General features: G+C 75.5%; 2 protein-coding genes. Both read right to left on the reverse strand.

The features are described 5' to 3' along the window. Positions 1-9 precede the first annotated feature (9 nt). Positions 10-16,455 carry a non-ribosomal peptide synthetase gene (locus tag BLA60_RS36870; protein WP_075137720.1) on the reverse strand — a complete coding sequence of 5,482 codons (16,446 nt, stop codon included), beginning with the start codon at positions 16,453-16,455 and terminating at the stop codon, positions 10-12. Further along, entirely contained in the window at positions 16,452-21,305 is a 4,854-nt protein-coding gene (locus tag BLA60_RS36875) for a non-ribosomal peptide synthetase (protein WP_075137721.1), read from the reverse strand. The genes BLA60_RS36870 and BLA60_RS36875 overlap by 4 nt, the downstream gene beginning before the upstream one ends. Positions 21,306-21,312: the final 7 nt, after the last annotated feature.

The raw sequence follows: 21,312 nt of genomic DNA on the forward strand, positions 1-21,312 counted from the left end.
CAGCGCAGGTCAGCGCAGGTTGGTGGACAGGAAGTCGAAGACGGCCTTGCCGGCGTGGCCGTTGGTCAGCACGACGAGCCCGCGCCCGGAGACCGCCGCGCCCGAGGTCAGGCCCCGGTAGCCGGGGGTGGTGCCCCGGTGCTCGAACTCGACGTCCCCGTCGACCCGTTCCGCGTTGGCCCCGAGCGCGACGACGTGGCCGGGGTGCGGGGTGAGCATCAGCCGCACGTGCCGCTGGTCGAGCACCGACGACGGCCGGCCGAGGTAGCCGCGGTGGAGTTCGCGCAGCGCCAGGGCGAGGTCGCCGGCGGTGGTCCACAGCCCGGAGGCGGCCAGGTCGGGCCGCACCCGCCAGCCGCCGGGCACCGGCACACCGTCGGTGTCGTGGCCCAGGGCGACCGGGCCGCCGGCCAGCGCCGGGAAGTTCAGCTCGAACCCGCTGCGGGTCATGTCCAGCGGGGCGAGCACGAGTTCCCGCAGCACGTCCGGGAACGTGCTGCCGGTCAGGTCGGTGACCAGCTGCTGGAGCACGGCGTAGTTGGTGTTGGACTGGTGCACGACGGTGCCGGGTTCGTCGGTGGCCACGATCGCCGGGTCGGTCGAGGGCGGTCGCCCGTGGAGCGTGTCGGACAGGGTGGGCAGCGGGGCGTCGCGGTCGTAGCCGTGGCGGCCGATGTCGCTGAGCCCGGAGACGTGCCCGAGCAGGTGGCGCACGGTGATCACGCCGGGCGCCTTCCAGGTCCGCAGGTAGCGGTTGACGTCGTCGTCCAGGTCGAGGTCGCCGACCTGGGCCAGGGCCAGCACGCCGATCGCGGTCAGGTGCTTGCTGACCGACCCGACCTGGAACAGCGTGTCCGGGGTGACCGGGTCGCCGCCGGGGGTGAGCACGCCGTAGGCGCGTTCGTCGACGATCTCGCCGCCGTCGAGGACGGCCGCGACGACGCCGGGCACCCGGTGGTCGGCCATGGTCCGCTCCGGCGACGGGATCGCCGTGCCGAAGGTGGCCGGGCGCAGGGTGGCGGCGAGGTCGGCGAGGGTGCGGTCGCGCATCACCGAGGCGACGGTGAGGTCCAGCCCGGCCTGCCGGGCCTCGGTGACCACTCTGGGCACCAGCAGCGAGTGCCCGCCCAGGTCGATGAACCGGTCGTGCCGGTCGACGTGCTCCAGGTCGAGCAGCCGCGCCCAGATCTCGGCGATGGTCTGCTCGGTGCCGGGCCGCGGCGGGTCGGCGCGGCGGACCTGGCGGCCGGTGTCGGGCAGCGCTCCCCGGTCGACCTTTCCGTTGGCGTTCAACGGGATCCGGTCGATCTCCAGGAACGCCGCCGGCATCAGGTAGCTGGGCAGCCGGGCGGCGCAGTGCGCGGCGAGGTCGGGCGCGGCGCCGACGTGGTAGGCCACGATCCGGTCGCCCCGCACGAGCACGAGCGCCTCGGTCACCGCCGGGTGTTCGGCGACCACGGCCTGGATCTCGCCCAGTTCGATGCGGTGGCCGCGGATCTTGACCTGGTCGTCGACCCGGCCGAGCAGGTCGACGGTCCCGTCGGCGAGCACCCGGGCGAGGTCGCCGGTGCGGTAGAGCCGCGCGCCGGCGGGGCCGTGCGGGTCGGGCAGGAACCGGTCGGCGGTGAGCGCCGGTCTCCCGGCGTAGCCGCGGGCCAGGGCGACGCCGCCGACGTACAGCTCGCCGACCACCCCGGTGGGCACCGGGCGCAGGTCGGGGTCGAGGACCTGGGCGCGGACGCCGGTGATCGGGGTGCCGATGGGTGCGGTGTCGGCGTCCGGGGTGCCGGTGACGGGGTGGCGGATGACCGCGACGGTCGCCTCGGTCGGGCCGTACTCGTTGACCAGCACGGTGTTCGGGGCCAGCGCCCGCCAGCGTTCGACGGTGCGCCGGGTCAGCGCCTCGCCGCCGACGACCAGGGTGGCGGTGAGGCCGGCGGCCTGCTCGGCGGTGAGCTGGTCGGCCAGCAGGTCGAGGTGGCCGGGGGTGAGCTTGACGAACCCGAACGGACCGGCGGCGGCCAGCCGCTCGCCGAGGTCGGCCAGGGTGTCGTGCCCGGGCAGCAGCCACAGCCGCTGGCCGAGCACCAGCGGCACCCAGATCGTGGTGACCACCAGGTCGAAGGCCACCGAGCTGAACAGCGGCGCGCCGCCGTCGCCGGTGACCAGTTCGCCGGCCGCCCAGTCGACGTAGTTGGCCAGGGCGCGGTGGGTGACCTGTACGCCGTTGGGCCGCCCGGTCGACCCGGAGGTGAAGATGACGTAGGCCAGGGCGTCCGGGTCGATCGTCCGGCGCGGCAGCGGGTCGCCGCCGAGGAGGTCGCGGTCGAGCAGGACCTGGTGCACACCCTCGCCGAACCGGTCGCTGTACGCCGAGGTGGTGACGGCGACCTCGGCGCCGGCGTCGGCCAGCATCGAGGCGACGCGCGCGGCCGGGCAGTCCGGGTCGATCGGCACGTACGCGCCGCCGGCCCGCCAGATCGCCAGCAGCGTCACCACCAGATCGGGTCCACGGTCGAGCAGCACGCCGACGGTCCGCTCCGGCCCGACGCCCAGCCCGGCGAGGTGCCCGGCGAGCCGGTCGGCGCGGTCGCCCAGCGCGGCGTGGGTCAGCTCGCCGACGGCCATCGCCGGGGAGCCGGCGATCCGGTCGGGGACCAGGGCCACGACCGGGGCGGGCGCGCCGAGCAGCGGGGCGCCGTCGCCGTCGGGCAGCGGCACGGCGCGCGGGTCGCTGTCGGGGTCGGCGGCCATCGCCTCGGCGACGCACCGGTAGAGCCGGCCCAGGCGCTCGGCGTCGGCGCGGCTCATCACGTCGGTCGAGGTGCGCAGCCGGATCACGCCGGGACCGGTGGCCACCGACAGCGGGAACTCGGTGGTGCTCGCGCCGACCACCGACTCCAGCTCGACGGACTCGCCGACGACCTGGTCGAAGTCGAGGTGGCTGAAGCACACGTCGATCAGCCGGGTGCCGCGCACCGGCGGGGTGATGGCCGGGGCCGGGTAGCGGCGGTGGGGCCACAGCTGCGATTCCCGCGCGTGCACCTGGCGCACCAGGTCCCGCCAGGTGCCGGCGGTGCGGTCGTGGGCGAAGGGCAGGGTGTTGAGCGACATGCTCCACACCCGTTCCGCGCCCGGCCGGTCGGGCCGGATGTTGCTGACCAGACCACCGAAGAACGCGCGCTCGCCGGTGAGCCGGCTCATCGCCGTCAGGTGCACGGCGTGCAGCACGGCCTTGTAGGACGTGGCGGTGGCCGAGGCCAGTGCGCGCAGGGCCGGTTCGAGGTCGGGCAGGAACACCCTGGTGGTGAAGGTCTCCCGCTCCCCCGCACCGCGCCAGGCGGCCGGCAGGCGCAGCGGCGCGTGCTCGGTGACCGTGCGCGTCCAGTAGGCGCGCTGGTCCTCGTCGCGCAGTGCCGCCAGTTCCCCGGCGACGAGGTCGGCGAAGCGGATCGGCGGCGGCTCGTAGGCGCCGAGCGCGCCGCCGAAACGCAGCTCGCGGTAGGCGGCGAGGATCTCCATCACGACCGCGTGCAGGCTCCAGCCCTCCACCGCGACGTGGCAGAAGGTCAGGCCCAGCCACCAGGTGGTGTCCGACTCCAGGTGCACGGAGACCCGCAGCATCGGCGCGTCCGTCGGGTCGATCACGTCGGCGTGCTCGGCGGCCACGTGGTCGGCCAGCGCGGCGCGCCGGGCGGTGTCGTCGAGGTGGCGCAGGTCGGCCATGGTGACCGGGACGGTGACCCGCTCGTGCACCAGCTGCATCGGCACGGAGAACGTGCGCAGGTCGACCGAGGTGCGGGCCAGGTCGTGCCGGGCGGTGACGGCGGCGACCGCGCCGCGCAGTGCCGCCGGGTCGAACCGGTCGTCGTCGCGGATCCGCAGCGCGGACACGTTGTGGTAGTTGCGTCGCTGGTCGTCGGCCAGCAGCTCCACCAGCATGCCCAGCTGGACCTGGGTGAGCGGGTAGGCGTCGACGATCCCGCCGGGTACCAGGGCGCGGTCGGCCGGGGAGATCAGCGCGAACGGTTCGACGGCCGGGGCCTCGGGTTCCGGGGCGCCCCGGCCGGCCAGCGCGCCGGCCATTCCGGCGACGGTGCCGAGGTCGAACACGTCGCGGACGGTGGCGTCCAGGCCTTCCTCGCGCAGCGCGCCGACGAGGGTCAGCGCGCGGATGGAGTGGCCGCCGATGTCGAAGAAGCCGTCGTCGACCCCGACCTCCGGCAGGTTCAGCACCCGCGCCCACACCCGTGCGATCCGCTGTTCCAGCGGGGTGCGCGGCGCGACGACGGTCCGGGCGGTGGCCTGGGGGGCCGGCAGTGCGCGGCGGTCGAGCTTGCCGCTGTTGGACAGCGGCAACGCGTCGAGCCTGACCACGACCTGCGGCACCATGTACTCCGGCAGCGTGGTCCGCAGCGCGGCCCGGACCACGTCGGGGTCGATGGTGACGCCGTGGTCGCCGACGACGTAGCCGACGAGGACGTCGCCGCGTACGGCCGCCGCGCTGGCCGTCACGCCGGGCTGGGCACCGAGTACGGCCTCGATCTCGCCGAGTTCCACGCGGTAACCCCGGATCTTGACCTGGTCGTCGATCCGGCCGAGGAACTCGACGCTGCCGTCGGCGTTGCGCCGGCCCAGGTCGCCGGTGCGGTAGCGGCGCGCGCCGGGCGGGCCGGCCGGGTCGGGCACGAACCGTTGCGCGGTGAGGTCGGGGCGGCCGAGGTAGCCCCGGCCGACGCCGTGCCCGGCGAGGTGGATCTCGCCGATGACCCCGGCCGGGACGGGGTTGCCGTGCTCGTCGAGGATCGCCAGCGCCAGCCCGGGCAGCGGGCGGCCGATGGTGGACCCGGCGCCGGGTTCCAGGTCGGCGCGGGTGAGCCGGTGGTAGGTCGAGTACACGGTGGTCTCGGTGATCCCGTACATGTTGACCAGCGCCGTGCGGGCCAGGCCCAGGCGCGTCACCCAGGGCGCGACCTCGGCGGGTTCGAGCCGTTCGCCGGCCAGCACGACCGCGCGCAGCGCCAGCCGGCGCACTCGCGGGTCGCCCTGCTCGGCCAGCCGGACCAGGCCCCGGAAGGCCGACGGGGTGTGGCTGAGCAGGGTGACCTCGCGCTCCACCAACAGGTCCAGCAGCTCGTGCGGGGCGCGCGCGACCTGCGGCGGGACCACCACCAGGGTCGAGCCGTGCAGCAGCGCGCCCCACATCTCCCAGACCGACACGTCGAAGGCGTAGGAGTGGAACAGCGCCCACACGTCGGTCTGGTCGAAGGCGTAGTGCTCGCGCGCGCTGTCGAACAGCCGCACGACGTTGGCGTGGGTCAGGCACACGCCCTTGGGCCGGCCGGTCGACCCGGAGGTGTAGATGACGTACACCAGGTTGTCCGGCGTACCAACGAGTTCCGGCGATGCACTGTCCTCTGTGGACAGATCGTCCTGGTCGAGGACGACGACCGGGCCGGTGTAGGAGTCGAGCAGCGGCAGCCGGTCGGCCGTGGTGACCACGACCGACGCGGCGGCGTCGCCGAGCATGTAGCCGATCCGCTCGGCCGGCTGCGACGGGTCCAGCGGCAGGTAGGCCGCGCCGGAGCGCAGCACCCCCAGCAGCGCGGGCATCAGCTCGGGCCCCCGGTCCAGGCACACCCCGACCACGGTCTCCGGGCGGGCGCCGAGGGAACGCAGCCGGCGGGCGAGCCGGTTGGCCTCGGCGTCCAGCTCGGCATAGGTGTGCTCGGTGTCCCCGGCGACGACGGCGAGCGCGTCCGGGGTCTCGCGCGCCCACCGGCCGACCAGCTCGGGGATCGTGGCGGTGACCGGGGCGTCCGGCTCGGCGGCACCGGCCGGTTCGAGCTCGGCCGGCGGCAGGCAGGCGGCCCGCGCGTCGCCGTCGGGGTCGGCGGCCATCGCGTCGAGCACCGCCCGGTACAGCCCGGCCAGGCGCTCCAGGTTGGCGGGGGCGAGCCGGCCGGTGTCGGTGGACAGCGTCAGCCGGCCGGACTCGGCCAGCACCAGCAGACCGAACTCGGTGGCGCCCTCACCGTGCCCACCGGCGAACCGCTCGGCGCTCCGGTCGCCGGCGCCGGTGAAGTCGCGGTAGTTGAACACGACCTCGATCAGGTTGCGCCCGGCGTGTTCCTGCACGGCGGCCAGCGGGTACCGGCGGTGCGGCCAGAGCGCGACCTCGGCGTCGAACACCGACGCCACCAGCTCGCGCCAGGTCCGCGCGTCCCGGTTGTGCCCGAAGGGCAGCGTGTTGAGGAACATGCCGTGCGCGCGGTCGGCACCGGGCAGCTCCGGCCGGGCGTCGACGACCAGCCCCGTGTGGAACCGGGTCTCGTTGGTCAGCTGGCTGAGGACCTTGAGGTGCGCGGCCAGCAGCACCGACTTGACCGACGCGCCGGCCGAGGTGGCCAGGGCCCGCAGCTTCTCGTCCAGGCCGGTGTACTCGACGACCGCCCGGCGCGGGCTGGGCGGCGCCGACGGGTCGCCCCAGCGCGGCAGCTCGAACCGCTGGTGGGTGTCGACCAGCTCGGTCCAGTAGGCGCGGTCCGCCGGGGAGGCCAGGGATTCCCGCTCGCCGGCGACGAAGTCGGCGTAGCGGACCGGGACCCGCTCGGCGTCCGGCACGGGCGTGCCGGCGGCCAGCGCACGGTAGAGCGCGAGCAGCTCGCCCAGCAGCAGGTTCGTGCTCCAGCCCTCGGTGACCGCGTGCGAGATGGTCACCACCAGCCACCACGAGCCTGGCTCGGTGGCGGTGGCCCGCACCCGCAGCAACGGCGCGCTGCCGCTGTCCAGCGGCAGCGCGCGTTCGGCGGCCACCACGTCCTCGACCGGTTCGGTGCCGGTGCGCACGTCGGGCTCGACGCCGCCGTGCACCAGTTGCAGCGGCTCGGAGAACCCGGTGAGCCGGAACGAGGTGCGCAGCACGTCGTTCCGGTCCACCAGGATCGCCACCGCCTCGCGCAGCGCGTGGGCGGCCGGCGGCTGGTCGTCGAGGACCTGCCGGGCCAGCACGCTGTGGTAGGCGGCCCGGTCGTCGTCGGCGAACTGCTCGACCAGCATGCCCAGCTGGGTGCGGGCGGCCGGGTAGGCGTCGTCCAGGCCGGGCGGCAGCGCCGCGCGGTCGGCCGCGCCGAGCAGCGCGAACGGCGCGACGGTGCTCACCGCGTCGGTGTCGGGTTCCAGCGCGGGCGCCAGTGCCCGCACGGTCCGCAGCGCGAACACGTCACGCACGGAGGTGCGGTGCCCGGCCGAGCGCAGCGCGCCGACCAGCGCGATGGCCCGCATGGAGTCGCCGCCCAGGTCGAAGAAGCTGTCGGTGGCGCCGACCCGGTCCACGCCGAGCACCGTGCGCCAGATCGCCGCGACCTCGGTCTCCAGCGGGCCGTCGGGTTCGACGTAGCCGCCGGTGGCGAGGTCGGCGGAGGTCGGCTCGGGCAGCGCGGCGCGGTCGACCTTGCCGTGCGGGTCCAGCGGCACGGCCGGGATCGGCACGTAGGCCGATGGCACGAGCCGTTCGGGCAGGGTGGCGGCGAGCCGGTCGCGCAGCGCCACCGGGTCCACCGGGCCTCCGGCGACGACGTAGCCGACCAGGCGGGCGTCGCGCACCCGCACGACCGCGTCGGTCACGCCGTCGCAGGCACGCAGCGCTGCCTCGATCTCGCCGGGCTCGATCCGCACGCCGTGCAGCTTGATCTGGGCGTCGCGCCGGCCGAGGTAGTCCAGGGTGCCGTCGGCGCGCCAGGCGGCGAGGTCGCCGGTGCGGTAGAGGCGGGTGCCCTCGCCGGTCGGGTCGGGCACGAACCGGTCGGCGGTCAGTGCCGGGTTGGCGTGGTAGCCGGTGGCCAGGGCGATCCCGCCGACGAACAGCTCACCGGGGACCCCGGCGGGAACCTCGGCCAAGTCCGCGTCGAGCACCCGCAGGGTCACGTTCGGGAACGCGGCGCCGATCGGCACCCGGGTCAGCTCGTCGAGGCCGGTACACACCCAGCCGCTGACATCGATGGCGGTCTCGGTCGGCCCGTACAGGTTGGCCAGCGTCGCGCCGGGCAGCCGGTCACGGAACCGCCGGGCCAGGTCGATCGGCAGTTCCTCGCCGCCGGCGACGACCGCGCGCAGGGTCGGCGGCAGGTCGGTGTCCAGCATCGCGGCCAGCATCGTGGGCACCAGGTTCACCGCCGTGACCGCGTGGCCGGCGATCAGCGACCGCAGGTACTCGGGGTCGCGGTGCCCGCCGGGGCGGGCGATCACCAGGCGGGCGCCGGCCGACAGCGCGGCCAGCACCTCGCCGACGGCGACGTCGAACCCGACCTCCGCGCGGTGCAGCAGCGCGGTGTCCTGGCCGGCGAGGCGGTAGTGGGTGGGGGCGACGTGCGCGGTGCGGTTGGCCACCGCGCGGTGGGGCACCAGCACGCCCTTGGGGGAGCCGGTCGACCCGGAGGTGTAGGTGACGTAGGCGATGTCCGCACCGGTGAGGGCCGGGGCCGGGCCGGCGGGTGACCGGCCGGGCCACACGGCGTCGACCAGCACGGTCTTCCCGCCGGCCGGGTCGCCGGCGATCACCAGGACCGGGTCGGCGTCGGCCAGTTGGCGCTCCAGCCGGCCCGGCGGGTAGCCGGGGTCCAGCGGCACGTGGGCGGCGCCGGACTTGAGGACCGCGAGCATCGCCACGACCTGCGCGGCCGACCGCTCCAGGCACACCGCCACCCGCTCGCCCGGCCGGGCACCGCGCCCGGCGAGGTGGTGGGCGAGGTCGTTGGCGGCGGCGTCCAGCTCGCCGTAGGTCAGCCGGACCTCGCCGTCGAGCGCGACGGCGTCCGGGGTGGCGGCCGCGTGCCGCTCGAACGCGGTGTGCGCCAACGGTTCCGTGGCGCGGGCGGCGGCCGGGTCACGGTCGGGCAGCGGGATGGCGACCGGGCCGTCCGGGTCGGCGGCCATCGCGGTCAGCGCCGAGCGGTACATCCGCGCCAGCACGTCCAGGTTGGCCTGGGTGATCACCGGCGCGGAGCCGGTGAGCCGGACGAACCCGCCGCGTGCCACGGCCGTGAGGCCGAACTCGGTGGCGCCCTGGCTGGCGGTGGACGCCACGTCCACCCGGTCCCGGTCGACCTGGCGGAAGTCGGTGTAGTCGAACACCACCGACAGCGGGTTCTCGCCCAGCCCGCCCAGGCGCGCGACGGCGGCCAGCGGGTAGCGCCGGTGGGGCCACAGCTCCACCTCGGCGTCGAACACCGCACGGACGAGGTCGCGCCAGGTCCGCGCGCCCCGCGCGTGGGCGAAGGGCAGGGTGTTGATGTGCATGCCGTGCACCAGATGCGCGTCAGGCAGCTCGGGGCGGGCGTCGCAGACCAGGCCGGTGTAGAACCGGTCGGCGGGCGTCAGCCGGCTCAGCACGGCGAGGAACGCGGCGTGCAGCACGGCCTTGGGTGAGGCCTGGCAGGCGGTGGCCAGCGCACGCAGATCGGTGTCCAGGTCGTGGACGGGCACGGCGGCGCGTGACGGTTCGGCGGCCGGGTCGCCCCACGCCTCGGGCAGGGTGAACGGCTGGTGGGTCGCGACGGTGCGCCGCCAGTACTCCCGATCCTGCTCCGAGTCCAGCGCGGCCAGTTCGGCGGCGACGTGGTCGGCGTAGCGGGCCGTCACCCGCTCAGCGGGTTCCCGCCCGGCGTAGCGGTCGAGGATCTCGGCGAGCAGGGTGTTGAGGTCCCAGCCGCCGGTGACCAGGTGGCTCATGGTCAGCGTCAGCCACCACACCTCGGTGTCCTCGCGGTGGACGGCCACCCGCAGCAGCGGCACGGTCGCCTCGACGGCGAAGGGCCGGGCGCGTTCGGCGGCGACCACCGCGCGGGTGTGCGTGCCCGGCGGGTGCTCGGTCACCGTCACCTCGGCGGTGGTGTGCACCAGTTGCAACGGCACCGAGTAGCGCGACAGGTCGAACGAGGTGCGCAGGGTGTCGTGCCGGGCGGTGACGGCCGCGACGGCGGCGCGCAGCGCGGGCAGGTCCAGCGGCCCGGCGGTGATCCGGAACGAGCGCACGATGTGGTACGGCGCGTCGTCGGGCCGCAGCTGGATCCGCACGGCCATGCCGAGCTGTGCGGCGGTCGCCGGGTAGGCGTCGTCCAGGCCGGCGGGCAGCGCCGCCCGGTCCGCGTCGGACACCAGCGCGAACGGCGCGACCAGCTGGGTGAGGTCCTGGGGCTCCTCGGTGCCGACGAGGGCGGCGAGGCCGGCGATGGTCTGGTGGGTGAGCACGTCGCGGACCGCGACGGTGAACCCGGCGGCGCGCAGCCGGCCGACGAGCACCACGGCGCGCAGCGAGTCGCCGCCGACGTCGAAGAACCGGTCGGTCACGCCGATCGTGTCCCGCTCCAGGGTCACCCGCCACACCTGGGCGATGGCCTCCTCGGTGGCGGTGCGCGGCGCCACCTGCTCGTTGCGCTGGGGCTGGTGCCCGGCGAGTGCCTGCCGGTCGACCTTTCCGTTGGCGTTCAACGGGATCTCGGCCAGCTCGACGTAGCCGGCCGGGAGCATGTAGTCGGGCAGGTGCCGGGCGCAGTGCTCGGCGAGGTCGGGCGCGGTGCCGGTGTGGTAGGCGACGAGCTGGCCGTCGGCGGCCAGCACCACGGCCTCGCCGACCCCGGGCGCGGCGGCCACCACGGCCGCCACCTCCCCCAGCTCGACCCGGTAGCCGCGGATCTTGACCTGGTCGTCGGCCCGCCCGACGAACTCCACGACGCCGTCGGCCCGCAGCCGGACCTGGTCCCCGGTGCGGTACAGCCGGGTGCCGGGCGGGCCGTACGGGTCGGGCACGAACCGTTCGGCGGTCAGGTCGGGGCGCCTGGCGTACCCGCGCGCCACCCCGATCCCGCCGACGTACAGCTCGCCGACCACGCCGACCGGCACCGGCCGCGCGGCCGCGTCCAAGACCCGCACGGTCAGGCCGGGCAGCGGCCGGCCGATCGGCACCACCGCGGTCCCCGGCGGTTCGTCGACCGGCAGGACGGTGGTGCCGACGGAGGCCTCGGTGGGGCCGTACTCGTTGATCAGCCGGCCGGGCCCGAGCAGGCGCAGCCAGCGCTGCGCCAGCTCACCGGTCAGGGCCTCGCCGGCGACCACGACCACCCCGGCCAGGGACGCGGCGGTCCGGTCGTCGAGCTGGTGGCCCAGCAGCTCCAGGTGGGCGGGGGTGAGCTTGAGGAAGCTGAACGGGCCGGCGGCGGCGAGCGTGGCGCCCAGGTCGGCGAGGTCGAGGCCGGCCGGGGCGAGGAACACCCGCTGGCCGGTGACCAGCGGCGCCCACAGGGTGGGCACCACCAGGTCGAAGGCCACCGACGAGAACAACGCCGACCCACCGGACCCGCTGCCCGCCAACGCCTCCGCCGCCCACGCCACATGATTGGCCAGGCCGGCGTGGGTCACCTGAACACCCTTGGGGCGCCCGGTCGAACCCGACGTGAAGATCACGTACGCCAGCTCGTCGGGGGTGGTGGTGCGCGGCGGCGCGGTCCGGGGGCCGTCGACGTCGGCGACCAGGACGACGGTCGCGGCGGCTCGGGTGGCGAGGTCCTTCTCGGTGAGCAGGATCGTGGCGCCCGCGTCGGCCAGGACGGTCTCGATCCGCGCGCCGGGGGTCGCCGGGTCGATCGGCAGGTAGGCGGCACCGGCCTTCCACACGCCCAGCAGCGCGGCGAACAGGTCGGGGCCCCGGTCGAGCAGCACGCCCACGACCGAGCCGGCGCCGACCCCCCGCTCGCGCAGCGCGTGCGCGACCTGGTTGGCGTGGGCGTCGAGCCGGCCGTAGGTGGTGCCGGTGACGGCCTCGGCGTCCGGGTGCGCGGCGGCGCGGCGCTCGACGGCGTCCAGCACGGTGCCCGACAGCGCGGCGGCGGGCGGCTCGGAGCGGGTCAGGACCAGCGCGGTGTGCCCGGCGCCCAGCCGCACGGCCCGCGCGTCACCGTCCACATCGGACGCGATGGCCTCCAGGACGTCCCGGTAGGCGGCGGCCAGCCGGGCGAGGTGGTCCGGGGCGAGGTGGCGGGGGTTGGCGGTCAGGGTGAGGAAACCGAGCCTGGCCGAGACGCCGAGCGGGAACTCGGTGGGGCTGTCGTCGATGGTCTCGTCGTAGTCGATGACGTCGGTGTCGACCTGGTGGAAGTTGTGGTAGCTGAACCGCACGTCCAGCAGCCGCGACCCGTCGCCCAGCTCGCGCTGGATGACCGGCAGCGGGAACCGCCGGTGCGGCCACAGCGCGATCTCCCGGTCGAACGTGCCGGTGATCAGCGCGCGCCAGGTGGCGGCGGTGGCGTCGTGGCCGATCGGCACGGTGTTGAGGTGCATGCCGTACACGCGGTCGGCGCCGGGCGCCTCGACCCGGCCGTTGGCCACCAGCCCGGTGGTGAACCGGTCCTGGTCGGTGAGCTGGCTGAGGACCTTGAGGTGCGCGGCCAGCAGCACCGACTTCAGCGGCACGGCCAGCCGGGTCGCGACCTCCCGCAGCCGGGGCTCCAGGTCGTGCAGCGACAGCCAGTGCACCACGGGTTCCGGCGCGGCCGACGGGTCGGCCCAGGCCGGCGGCAGGCCGAACCGGGAGTGAGTGTCGAGCACCCCGCGCCAGAACTCGCGGTCGTCGCCGTCGTCCACGGAGGACAGCTCGGCGGCCACGAAGTCGGCGAAGCGCACCGGCGGCAGGTCGGCGACGGGCTCGTCCCCGTCGAGAAGCGTGCGGTAGTGGCCGAGCAGTTCCATCAGCAGCGAGTGGTGGCTCCAGCCGTCGAGGATGGCGTGGCACTCGGTGACCGTCAGCCACCAGCCGTCGTCGGTGGTGTGCGCGGTCAGGCGCAGCAGCGGCGGCGCGGTGAGGTCGAACGGGCGGGCGCGTTCGGTGTCCATGAACGCCCGCAGCGCCGTCCGCACCGCCGCACCGTCCCTGCCGGACAGGTCACGCACGTCCACCGGCAGGCTCGCCGAGGCGTGCACCAACTGCAGCGGGCGCGAGTACTCGGTCAGCGCGAACGAGGTGCGCAGCACGTCGTGCCGGGTCACCAGCTGCGCCGCCCGGCGAAGCGCGGCCGGGTCCAGTGGCGCGCCGCCGGCGATCCGGAACGAGGTGCTGTTGTGGTAGTGGTTACGGGTCTCGTCGGCCAGCATCTCGGCGACCATGCCCCGCTGCAACCCGGACACCGGGTAGGCGTCCACGACCCCGTCGGGCAGCGCCGCCCGGTCGGCGGCGGTGATCAGCGCGAACGGCTCGACCGGGGTGTACCCGGCGGCCGGGGCCGGACGGCCGTCGAGCCGGCCGGCGAGCGCGGCGACCGTGCGGTACTCGAACAGGTCGCGGACCGCGACGTCGAACCCGTTGGCGCGCAACGCCCCGGCCAGCCCCACGGCCAGGATCGAGTCGCCGCCCAGGTCGAAGAACCCGTCCTCGACGCCCACCCGCGCCAGGCCAAGGGTGCTGGCCCACAGCGCGGCCACCCGCTCCTCGGTGACCGTGCGCGGCGCGACGTGCTCGCGGGTCGCGGCCAGCGCGCCCCGCTCCGGGGAGGGCAGCGCCCGCCGGTCGAGCTTTCCGTTGGTGGTCAACGGGATCCTCGTCAGCGGGACGAACGCCGAGGGGATCATGTACGCCGGCAGCGTCCTGGCCAGCGCGGTCCGCAGCTCGCCTGGCCGCTGTGGCCCGTCGGACACCGCGTAGGCCACCAGCCGCTCCTCGCGGACGACGACGACGGCCTCGCGGATGCCGGGCAGGGCGCTCAACGCGGCCTCGATCTCGCCGGGTTCCACGCGGTAGCCCCGGATCTTGACCTGCTGGTCGGCGCGGCCGACGAACTCCAGGGTGCCGTCGGGCAGCCGGCGGGCCAGGTCACCGCTGCGGTAGAGCCGGGAGCCGGGCGGGCCGAACGGGTCGGGCACGAACCGTTGCGCGGTCAGCTCCGGCCGGCCGAGGTAGCCCCGGGTGACGCCGGGGCCGCCGACGTGGATCTCGCCGGGGGTCCCGGTGGGCGCCGGGCGGCCGTGGCGGTCGAGCAGATACACCCGCAGGTCGGCCAGCGGCCGGCCGATGGGGTTGCCGGCCGGGTTCGCCACGTCCCCGGCGGACACCTCGTGGAAGGTGGTGTGCACGGTGGTCTCGGTGATCCCGTACATGTTGCCCAGCCGGGCGTCGCTGCGCGCGAGCCACGGTGCCAGTTCACCGAACTCCAGGCGCTCGCCGGCGAAGACCACCACCCGCACCGCGAGGTCGGTGATGCGGGGGTCGCCGTCGGCGGCCAGGCGCACCAGGCCACGGAACGCCGTGGGGGTCTGGTTGAGCACGGTCACCCGCTGCTCGACCAGCAGGTCCAGGAAGTCCTCCGGTGAGCGCGCGGTCTCGGCCGGCACGACGACCAGCCGGCCGCCGTGGCACAGCGCGCCCCACAGTTCCCACACCGACACGTCGAAGGCGAACGAGTGGAACAGCGGCCACACGTCGGCCGGGCCGAACCCGTAGTGCCGCTGGGCGACGGCCAGCAGCCGGGCCACGTTGGCGTGGGTCACGCACACGCCCTTGGGGGTGCCGGTGGACCCCGAGGTGTAGATGACGTAGGCCAGGTTCTCCGGCGAGAGCGGCACCGGGGCCACGGCGGGCCCGGTGGTGAGGTCGCGGACGTCGCGGATCTCGGCGGAAACACCGTCGAGCAGCGGCCGTTGTCCGGGGGCGGTGAGCACGATCCCGGCACCGGCGTCGGCGATCATGAACGCGATCCGCCCGGCCGGCGCCGACGGGTCCAGCGGCAGGTAGCCGGCGCCCGATCTGAGCACGCCGAGCAGGGCCGGCACCAGGTCGGGGCCCCGGTCCAGGCACACGCCGACCAGCGTGTCCGGTCCGGCGCCGAGCGCGACGAGGTGGCCGGCGATGGCCGAGGACCGCGCGTCCAGCTCGGCGTAGGTCAGGGTGTGGTCACCGGAGACGACCGCGACCGCGTCCGGCGTGGCGGCGGCGACGCGGGCGAACTCCTCGTGCAGGCACCGGGTCACCGGTTCGGTGGCGGCGGCCGGGGCGACCAGTCGGGCCAGTTCGGCGGCGTCGAACAGCGGCCAGTCGTGGATCCGGGCGTCGGGGTCGGTGGTGGCGGCGGCGACCGCGCGGACCAGGTAGCCGGCCAGGCGGGCGGCGGTGGCCTCGTCGAACAGCGCGGTGGCGTACTCCAGCCGGCCGCGCAGCACCCCGTCGGGCGACTCCACCACATGCAACGTCAGGTCCACTTTGGACACCACGGTGTCGCCGACGACCGGCTCGACGGTCAGGTCACCGGGCCAGGTCACCGGCGGGCGGTCCTCGTGCCAGAGCAGGCACACCTGGTACAGCGGGGTGCGCGACGGGTCGCGTTCGGGCGCCAGCTCGTCGACCAGCCGGGCGAAGGGCACGTCCTGGTGCTCGAACGCGTCGAGCGTGGCGGTACGGGTGGCGGCCAGCAGGGCGCTGAACCTCGGGTCGCCGTCGAGATCACCGCGCAGCACCAGGTTGTTGATCCCGTAGCCGATCATGTCCCGCAGCTCCGGGCGGGTGCGGGCGGAGACCACCGTGCCGACGGGGACGTCCACGGTGCCGGTGAACCGCGCCAGCACCGCCTGGAACACCGCCAGCATCGTGACGAACCCGGTGGTGCGGGCGGCGGTGGCCAGTCGGCGCACCCCGGCGGAGTACTCGGCGCCCAGGTCGAACGGGACCGACGCGCCGCGCCAGTCCCTGGCGCCCGCGCGCGGCCGGTCGGTCGGCGGCTCCAGCGGCTCGATCCCGGCCAGCCGCTCCCGCCAGTAGGCCAGCGCCCCCGCCAGCTCGTCGTCGCGGCCGCGCTGCCAGGCCGCGTAGTCGGCGTACTGCACCGGCGCCGGCAGCGTCGCGCCCGCGTACAGCGCCCCCAGCTCCGACACCAGCACCCCGGCCGACCAGGCGTCGAACGCCACGTGGTGCACCACGACCACCAACAGGTGGTCCTCGGGCGCCAGGCGCAGCAGCCGGGTCCGCCACGGCGGTGCGGTGGCCAGGTCGATCCCGGTCATCGACTCCTCGGTGACGGCCGCCGCGACCGCCGCCGCCCGCGCGTCCCCGGTGAGCGCGGACAGGTCGGTCAGTGGCACGCCGGCCGGGCCCGGCGGGTCGATGACCTGCACGGGCGTGACGCCGTCGAGGGTGTAGCGGGTGCGCAGGATCTCGTGGCGGGCCACCAGCGCGTCCCAGGCCGCGCCCAGCGCCTCGGCATCGAGCCGACCGCGCAGCCGCAGCGGCACCGGCACCAGGTACTCGCCGCTGGCCGGGTCGAGCCGGTTGAGGAACCACATCTGCCGCTGGCCGTGGGACAGCGGCAGCGGCTGGTCGCGGTCGGCGGCCGGCAGCCCCCGGCGGCGTCCCCCGGCCGCGCCGGAGAGCCGGCGGCGCAGCAGTTCCGCGCGCAGCGCCTGGTCCTGAGTCGCGGTCATGCTGGCAGCTCCCCGGAGATGAGGTCGGACAGTTCGGCCGGGCTCAGGCCGGCGACCTCGTCGGCGATCAGCCGGCGCAGCTCACCGGCCAGGCCCTCGACCGTCGGCCGGTCGAAGATCAGCCGGATCGGCAGGTCGAGGTCGAACTCCTGCTGGAGGCGGCCGAGCAGGCGCACGGCGAGGATGGAGTGGCCACCGGCGGCGAAGAAGTCCTCCCGGACGCCGACGGTCACGCCGAGCAGGTCGGTCCACAGCGCGCTGATCCGCTCCTCGACCGGGTCACGCGGCGCCAGCACCTCCCGGGCCGGGGCGTCGGCGGCCAGCGCGGCGATCCGCGCCCGGTCGAGCTTTCCGTTGAGGGTCAACGGGATCTCCGGCACCGCGACGATCACCGGCAGCAGGTAGTCGGGCAGCCGGGCGGCGCAGTGCGCGGCCAGTTCCGAGACCTCACCGACGACGGCCGCCACCAGCCGCTGCCCGTCGCTGACCACCGCGCAGGCCGCCACGGCGGGGTGCTCGTCGAGCACGGCCCGGACCTCGCCCGGCTCGATCCGGTAGCCACGGATCTTGACCTGGTCGTCGGCCCGCCCGACGAACTCCACGGCCCCGTCGGCGCGGCGGCGCACCAGGTCGCCGGTGCGGTAGCGGCGGGAGCCGTCGGGTCCCGGCACGAACCGTTCGGCGGTCAGGTCGGGGCGCCCGGCGTACCCGCGCGCGACGCCGGTGCCGCCGACGTACAGCTCGCCGACCACACCGATGGGCACCGGGCGCATCCGCTCGTCCAGGACGTGCATCGTCAGGTTCGGCAGCGGCCAGCCGATCGGGACGGTCGACCGGCCGTGCTCGATGTCCACCGGGTACACGCAGGTGCCGACCGAGGCCTCGGTCGGGCCGTACTCGTTGATCAGCCGACCGGGTCCGAGCAGCCGCAGCCAGTGGTCGGCCAGCTCGCCGGGCAGCGCCTCCCCGGCGACCACGACCACCTCGGCCAGCGACGCGGCCGTCTCGTCGTCGAGCTGGTGGCCCAGCAGTTCCAGGTGTCCGGGAGTGAGCTTGAGGAAGCTGTAGGGCCCGCCCTCGGCGACGGCCGCGCCAAGACCGGCCGGGTCGCCGTCGACGATCGTCACCGGCTGGCCGGTGACCAGCGGCGCCCACAGGTTGGGCACCACCAGGTCGAAGGCCACCGACGAGAACAGCGCCGAACCACCGGAGCCGCTGCCCGCCAACGCCTCCGCCGCCCACGCCACATGATTGGCCAACCCGGCATGGGTCACCTGAACACCCTTGGGGCGCCCGGTCGAACCCGACGTGAAGATCACGTACGCCAGCTCGCCGGGGTCGGCCGGGCGGGGCCGGGTGGCCAGCGTGCCGCCGGCGACCAGCAGCCGGTGGGTGTCGACCAGCAGCAGGGTCTCGGTGTCGAACCAGTCGGCGTAGCGCGCGCCGGTGACGACCGTGCGCACACCGGCCGTGGCGCACATGTCACGCAGCCGCCCCGCCGGGTGCGCCGGGTCGAGCGGCACGTACGCCGCGCCGGCCTTCCACACCCCCAGCAGCGCCGCGACCAGCTCGACCGACCGGTCCAGCAGCACGGCGACGGTGTCGCCGGGACGGACCCCGGCCGACGCCAGCTGGCCGGCGATCCTGGCGGCGTAGTCGTCGAGTTCGGCGTAGCTGCGCCGGTCGTCACCCCGGCGCACGGCCAGCGCGTCGGGCGTGGCGGCGCGTTGGGTCTCGAACGCGTCCAGCACGGTCGCGGTGGCCGGCGGCGCGACCGGGTCATTCCACCGGTCGTCGGCCGGCTCGTCGCCGAGCAGGTCCAGCTCGGCCAGCGGGGCGTCCGGGGTGGCGGCGATCGCGGCCAGCAGCCGCCCGAAGCAGGCGGCCATCCGCTCGACCGACGCGTGCTCGAACAGCGTGGTGGCGTACTCGAGGGCGCCGGTCACCCGGCCGTCCTCACCGGCCCAGGCGAACAACGTCAGGTCGGTCTTGGTGATCGCGCTCGCCCGCTGGAACGCGGCCAGCGCCACGGCGTCCGGAGTGGACTCCTGGAGGTTGAACTCCGCCTGGAACAACGGGGTCCGGGACTGGTCGCGTTCGGCCACCAGTTCCTCGACGACCCGGTCGAAGGGCAGGTCCTGGTGGGCCAGCGCGGCCAGCACGACCTCGCGCACCCGGCGCAGCGCCTCGTCGAACGTGACGTCCGGGTCGAGCACGCAGCGCAGCACGACCGGGTTGAGGAACGCCCCGACCATGTTCTCGGTCCCGGGCAGGGTGCGGCCCATCGCCGGGGCGCCTACCGGCACGTCCCAGCCGCCGGTGTAGCGGGCCAGCAGCACGGCGTAGGCGGTCAGCAGCGTCACGAACGGGGTGGCGCCCTGCTCGCGACCCCTGGCCAGCACGGCCGAGGTGGCCTCGGCGGGCAGGGTGAGCGGCACGCCGCTGCCGTGCGGGTCGCGCACGGCCGGGCGCGGCCGGTCGGTCGGCAGCGCCAACGGAACCAGACCATCCAGTGTGGACCTCCAGTGGGCGAGGTCGGCCTCCTCGGTGGCCCGCGCCCGCTGCCAGGCCGCGAAGTCGGCGTACTGCACGGTCAGCTCGGCCAGGGCCGGCGGGCGGCCGGCGGCGAACGCCGCGCAGAACTCGCGCAGGTCCGACTCCAGCAGCTCGGCGGTCCGCGCGTCGGAGGCGATGTGGTGCACGGTGATCAGCACCAGCAGGTCCGGCCCGCCGGTCACCGCCAGCGCCCGCCACAGCGGCCCGCCGGCCAGGTCGAACCCGCGCGCCAACTGCTCGGCGAACGGCCCGGTCGGGTCCTCGGCGGCCACCACCCGCAGGTCGACCTCGGCCGGCGGGAACACCGTCTGGTGCGGCTCGCCGGTCCGCGCGTCGACGCCGTAGCGGGTGCGCAGCGGCTCGTGGCGCGACTCCACCGCGCGCAGCGCGTCCGCCAGCACCTCCACCCCGACCGAGGGCAGCCGGACGAACACCGGTGTCACCCACTCGGCGCTGGCCGGACGCAGCCGGTCGAGGAACCAGTGGCGCCGCTGGGCGAACGACAGCGGCAGCGGCCCCGGCCGGGGCGCGACCGGGATCCCGCCGGTGGCACCGGCCGGTTCGACCAGCGCGGCCTGCGCGGCCAGGGTCGTGGCGTCCAGCAGGGTGCGCAGCGGGACCGGGGCCCCGCGCAGCGTGCCGAGCCGGTTGGCCAGCCGCGCCAGGCCCAGCGACGAGCCGCCGAGCTGGAAGAAGTCGTCGGCCGTGCCGACCTCGGCGACCCCGAGCAGGTCCCGCCAGATCTCGGCGACCGCGCGCTGCGCCGGCGTGGCCGGGGCGATCCGCCGCGACACCGTGGTCTCGACCGGCGGCAGCGCGCCACGGTCGATCTTTCCGTTGGAGGTCAACGGGAACTCGTCGAGCACGACGAACGCGGCCGGCACCAGCGGCTGCGGCAGCCGCTGGGCCAGGAAGGCCCGCAGCGACTCCGGCGTCGGCGCCGCGCCGGAGGTGACGTAGCCGGCCAGCTGCCGCCCACCGGCCGCGTCGGCCACCGGCACCACGGCCGCGCCGCGCACCTGCGGGTGGGTGACCAGCACGGCCTCGATCTCCGCCGGCTCGATCCGCACCCCGTTGATCTTGAGCTGGTCGTCGGCCCGCCCGGCGAACTCCAGGGTCCGGTCCGCGCGCCAGCGCACCAGGTCGCCGGTGCGGTAGAGCCGCCCGCCCGGCGGCCCGTACGGGTCGGGCACGAACCGCTCGGCGGTCAGGTCCGGGCGCCCCAGGTAGCCGCGCCCGACACCCTCGCCGCCCACGTACAGCTCCCCCAGCACCCCCGGCGGGACCGGCAGGCCCCGCGCGTCCAGCACCAGGACCCGCAGCCCGGACAGCGGCCGGCCGATCGGCACCGCGTCCACCGCCAGGTCGGTGACCTCGTGCGCGGTGACGTCGATCGAGCACTCGGTCGGGCCGTAGGTGTTCCACACGGTCACCGACCCGGCCGCGGCCAGCTTCCGGCACAGCGCGCCGTGCAGCGGCTCGCCGGCCGAGAACACCAGCCGCAGCGTCGAGCACGACGGCCAGTCGGCCTCCTCGGCGACCAGACCCAGCACCGAGGGCACGCCCTGCAACACGGTCACGCCGTGCTCGATGACCGACGCCACGACCAGCGCCGGGTCGTGTTCGGCACCCGGCGGGGCGAGCACCACCGCGCCCCCGGACACCAGCGGCGCGAAGATCTCCCAGCCGGCGGCGTCGAAGCCGATGGTGGTCTTCTGCAACACCCGGTCGGCCGGGCCGAGACCGTGCGTGCGCACCGTCCAGTCGACCCGGTTGCCGATGCCCCGGTGGGTGATCACCACGCCCTTGGGCTGCCCGGTCGAACCGGACGTGTGGATGACGTAGGCCGCCGAGTCGGGGTCGAGGTCGACCTCCGGCGCGGTCGCCGGGCAGGCCATGATCGCCGGCAGGTCGGAGTCCACGCACACCGGCGTCACCTCCGGCGGCAGGTCGGTGGCGAGCCGTTCGGCGGTGACCACCAGCCGGGCGCGGGTGTCGCCGAGGATCCAGGCGCGGCGCCGCGACGGGTGGGCGGGGTCGAGCGGCACGTAGGCCGCGCCCGTCCGCCACACCGCCAACAGCGCGACCACCAGGTCGAAGCCCCTGGCCAGGCACACCCCGACCAGCGACTCCGGCCCCGCGCCGAGCGTGCGCAGGTGGTGGGCGAGCCGGTTGGCCCGGTCCTCGAGGTCGGCGTAGCGGAGCCGCTCGTTGCCGACCAGCAGGGCCGGCGCGTGCGGGGTGGCGGCTGCCTGCCGGGCGATCGACGCGGGCAGTGGGACGGACGCGTTCATGGTGGTC

The organism is Actinophytocola xinjiangensis (assembly GCF_001921215.1).
GTDB classification, from domain to species: domain Bacteria; phylum Actinomycetota; class Actinomycetes; order Mycobacteriales; family Pseudonocardiaceae; genus Actinophytocola; species Actinophytocola xinjiangensis.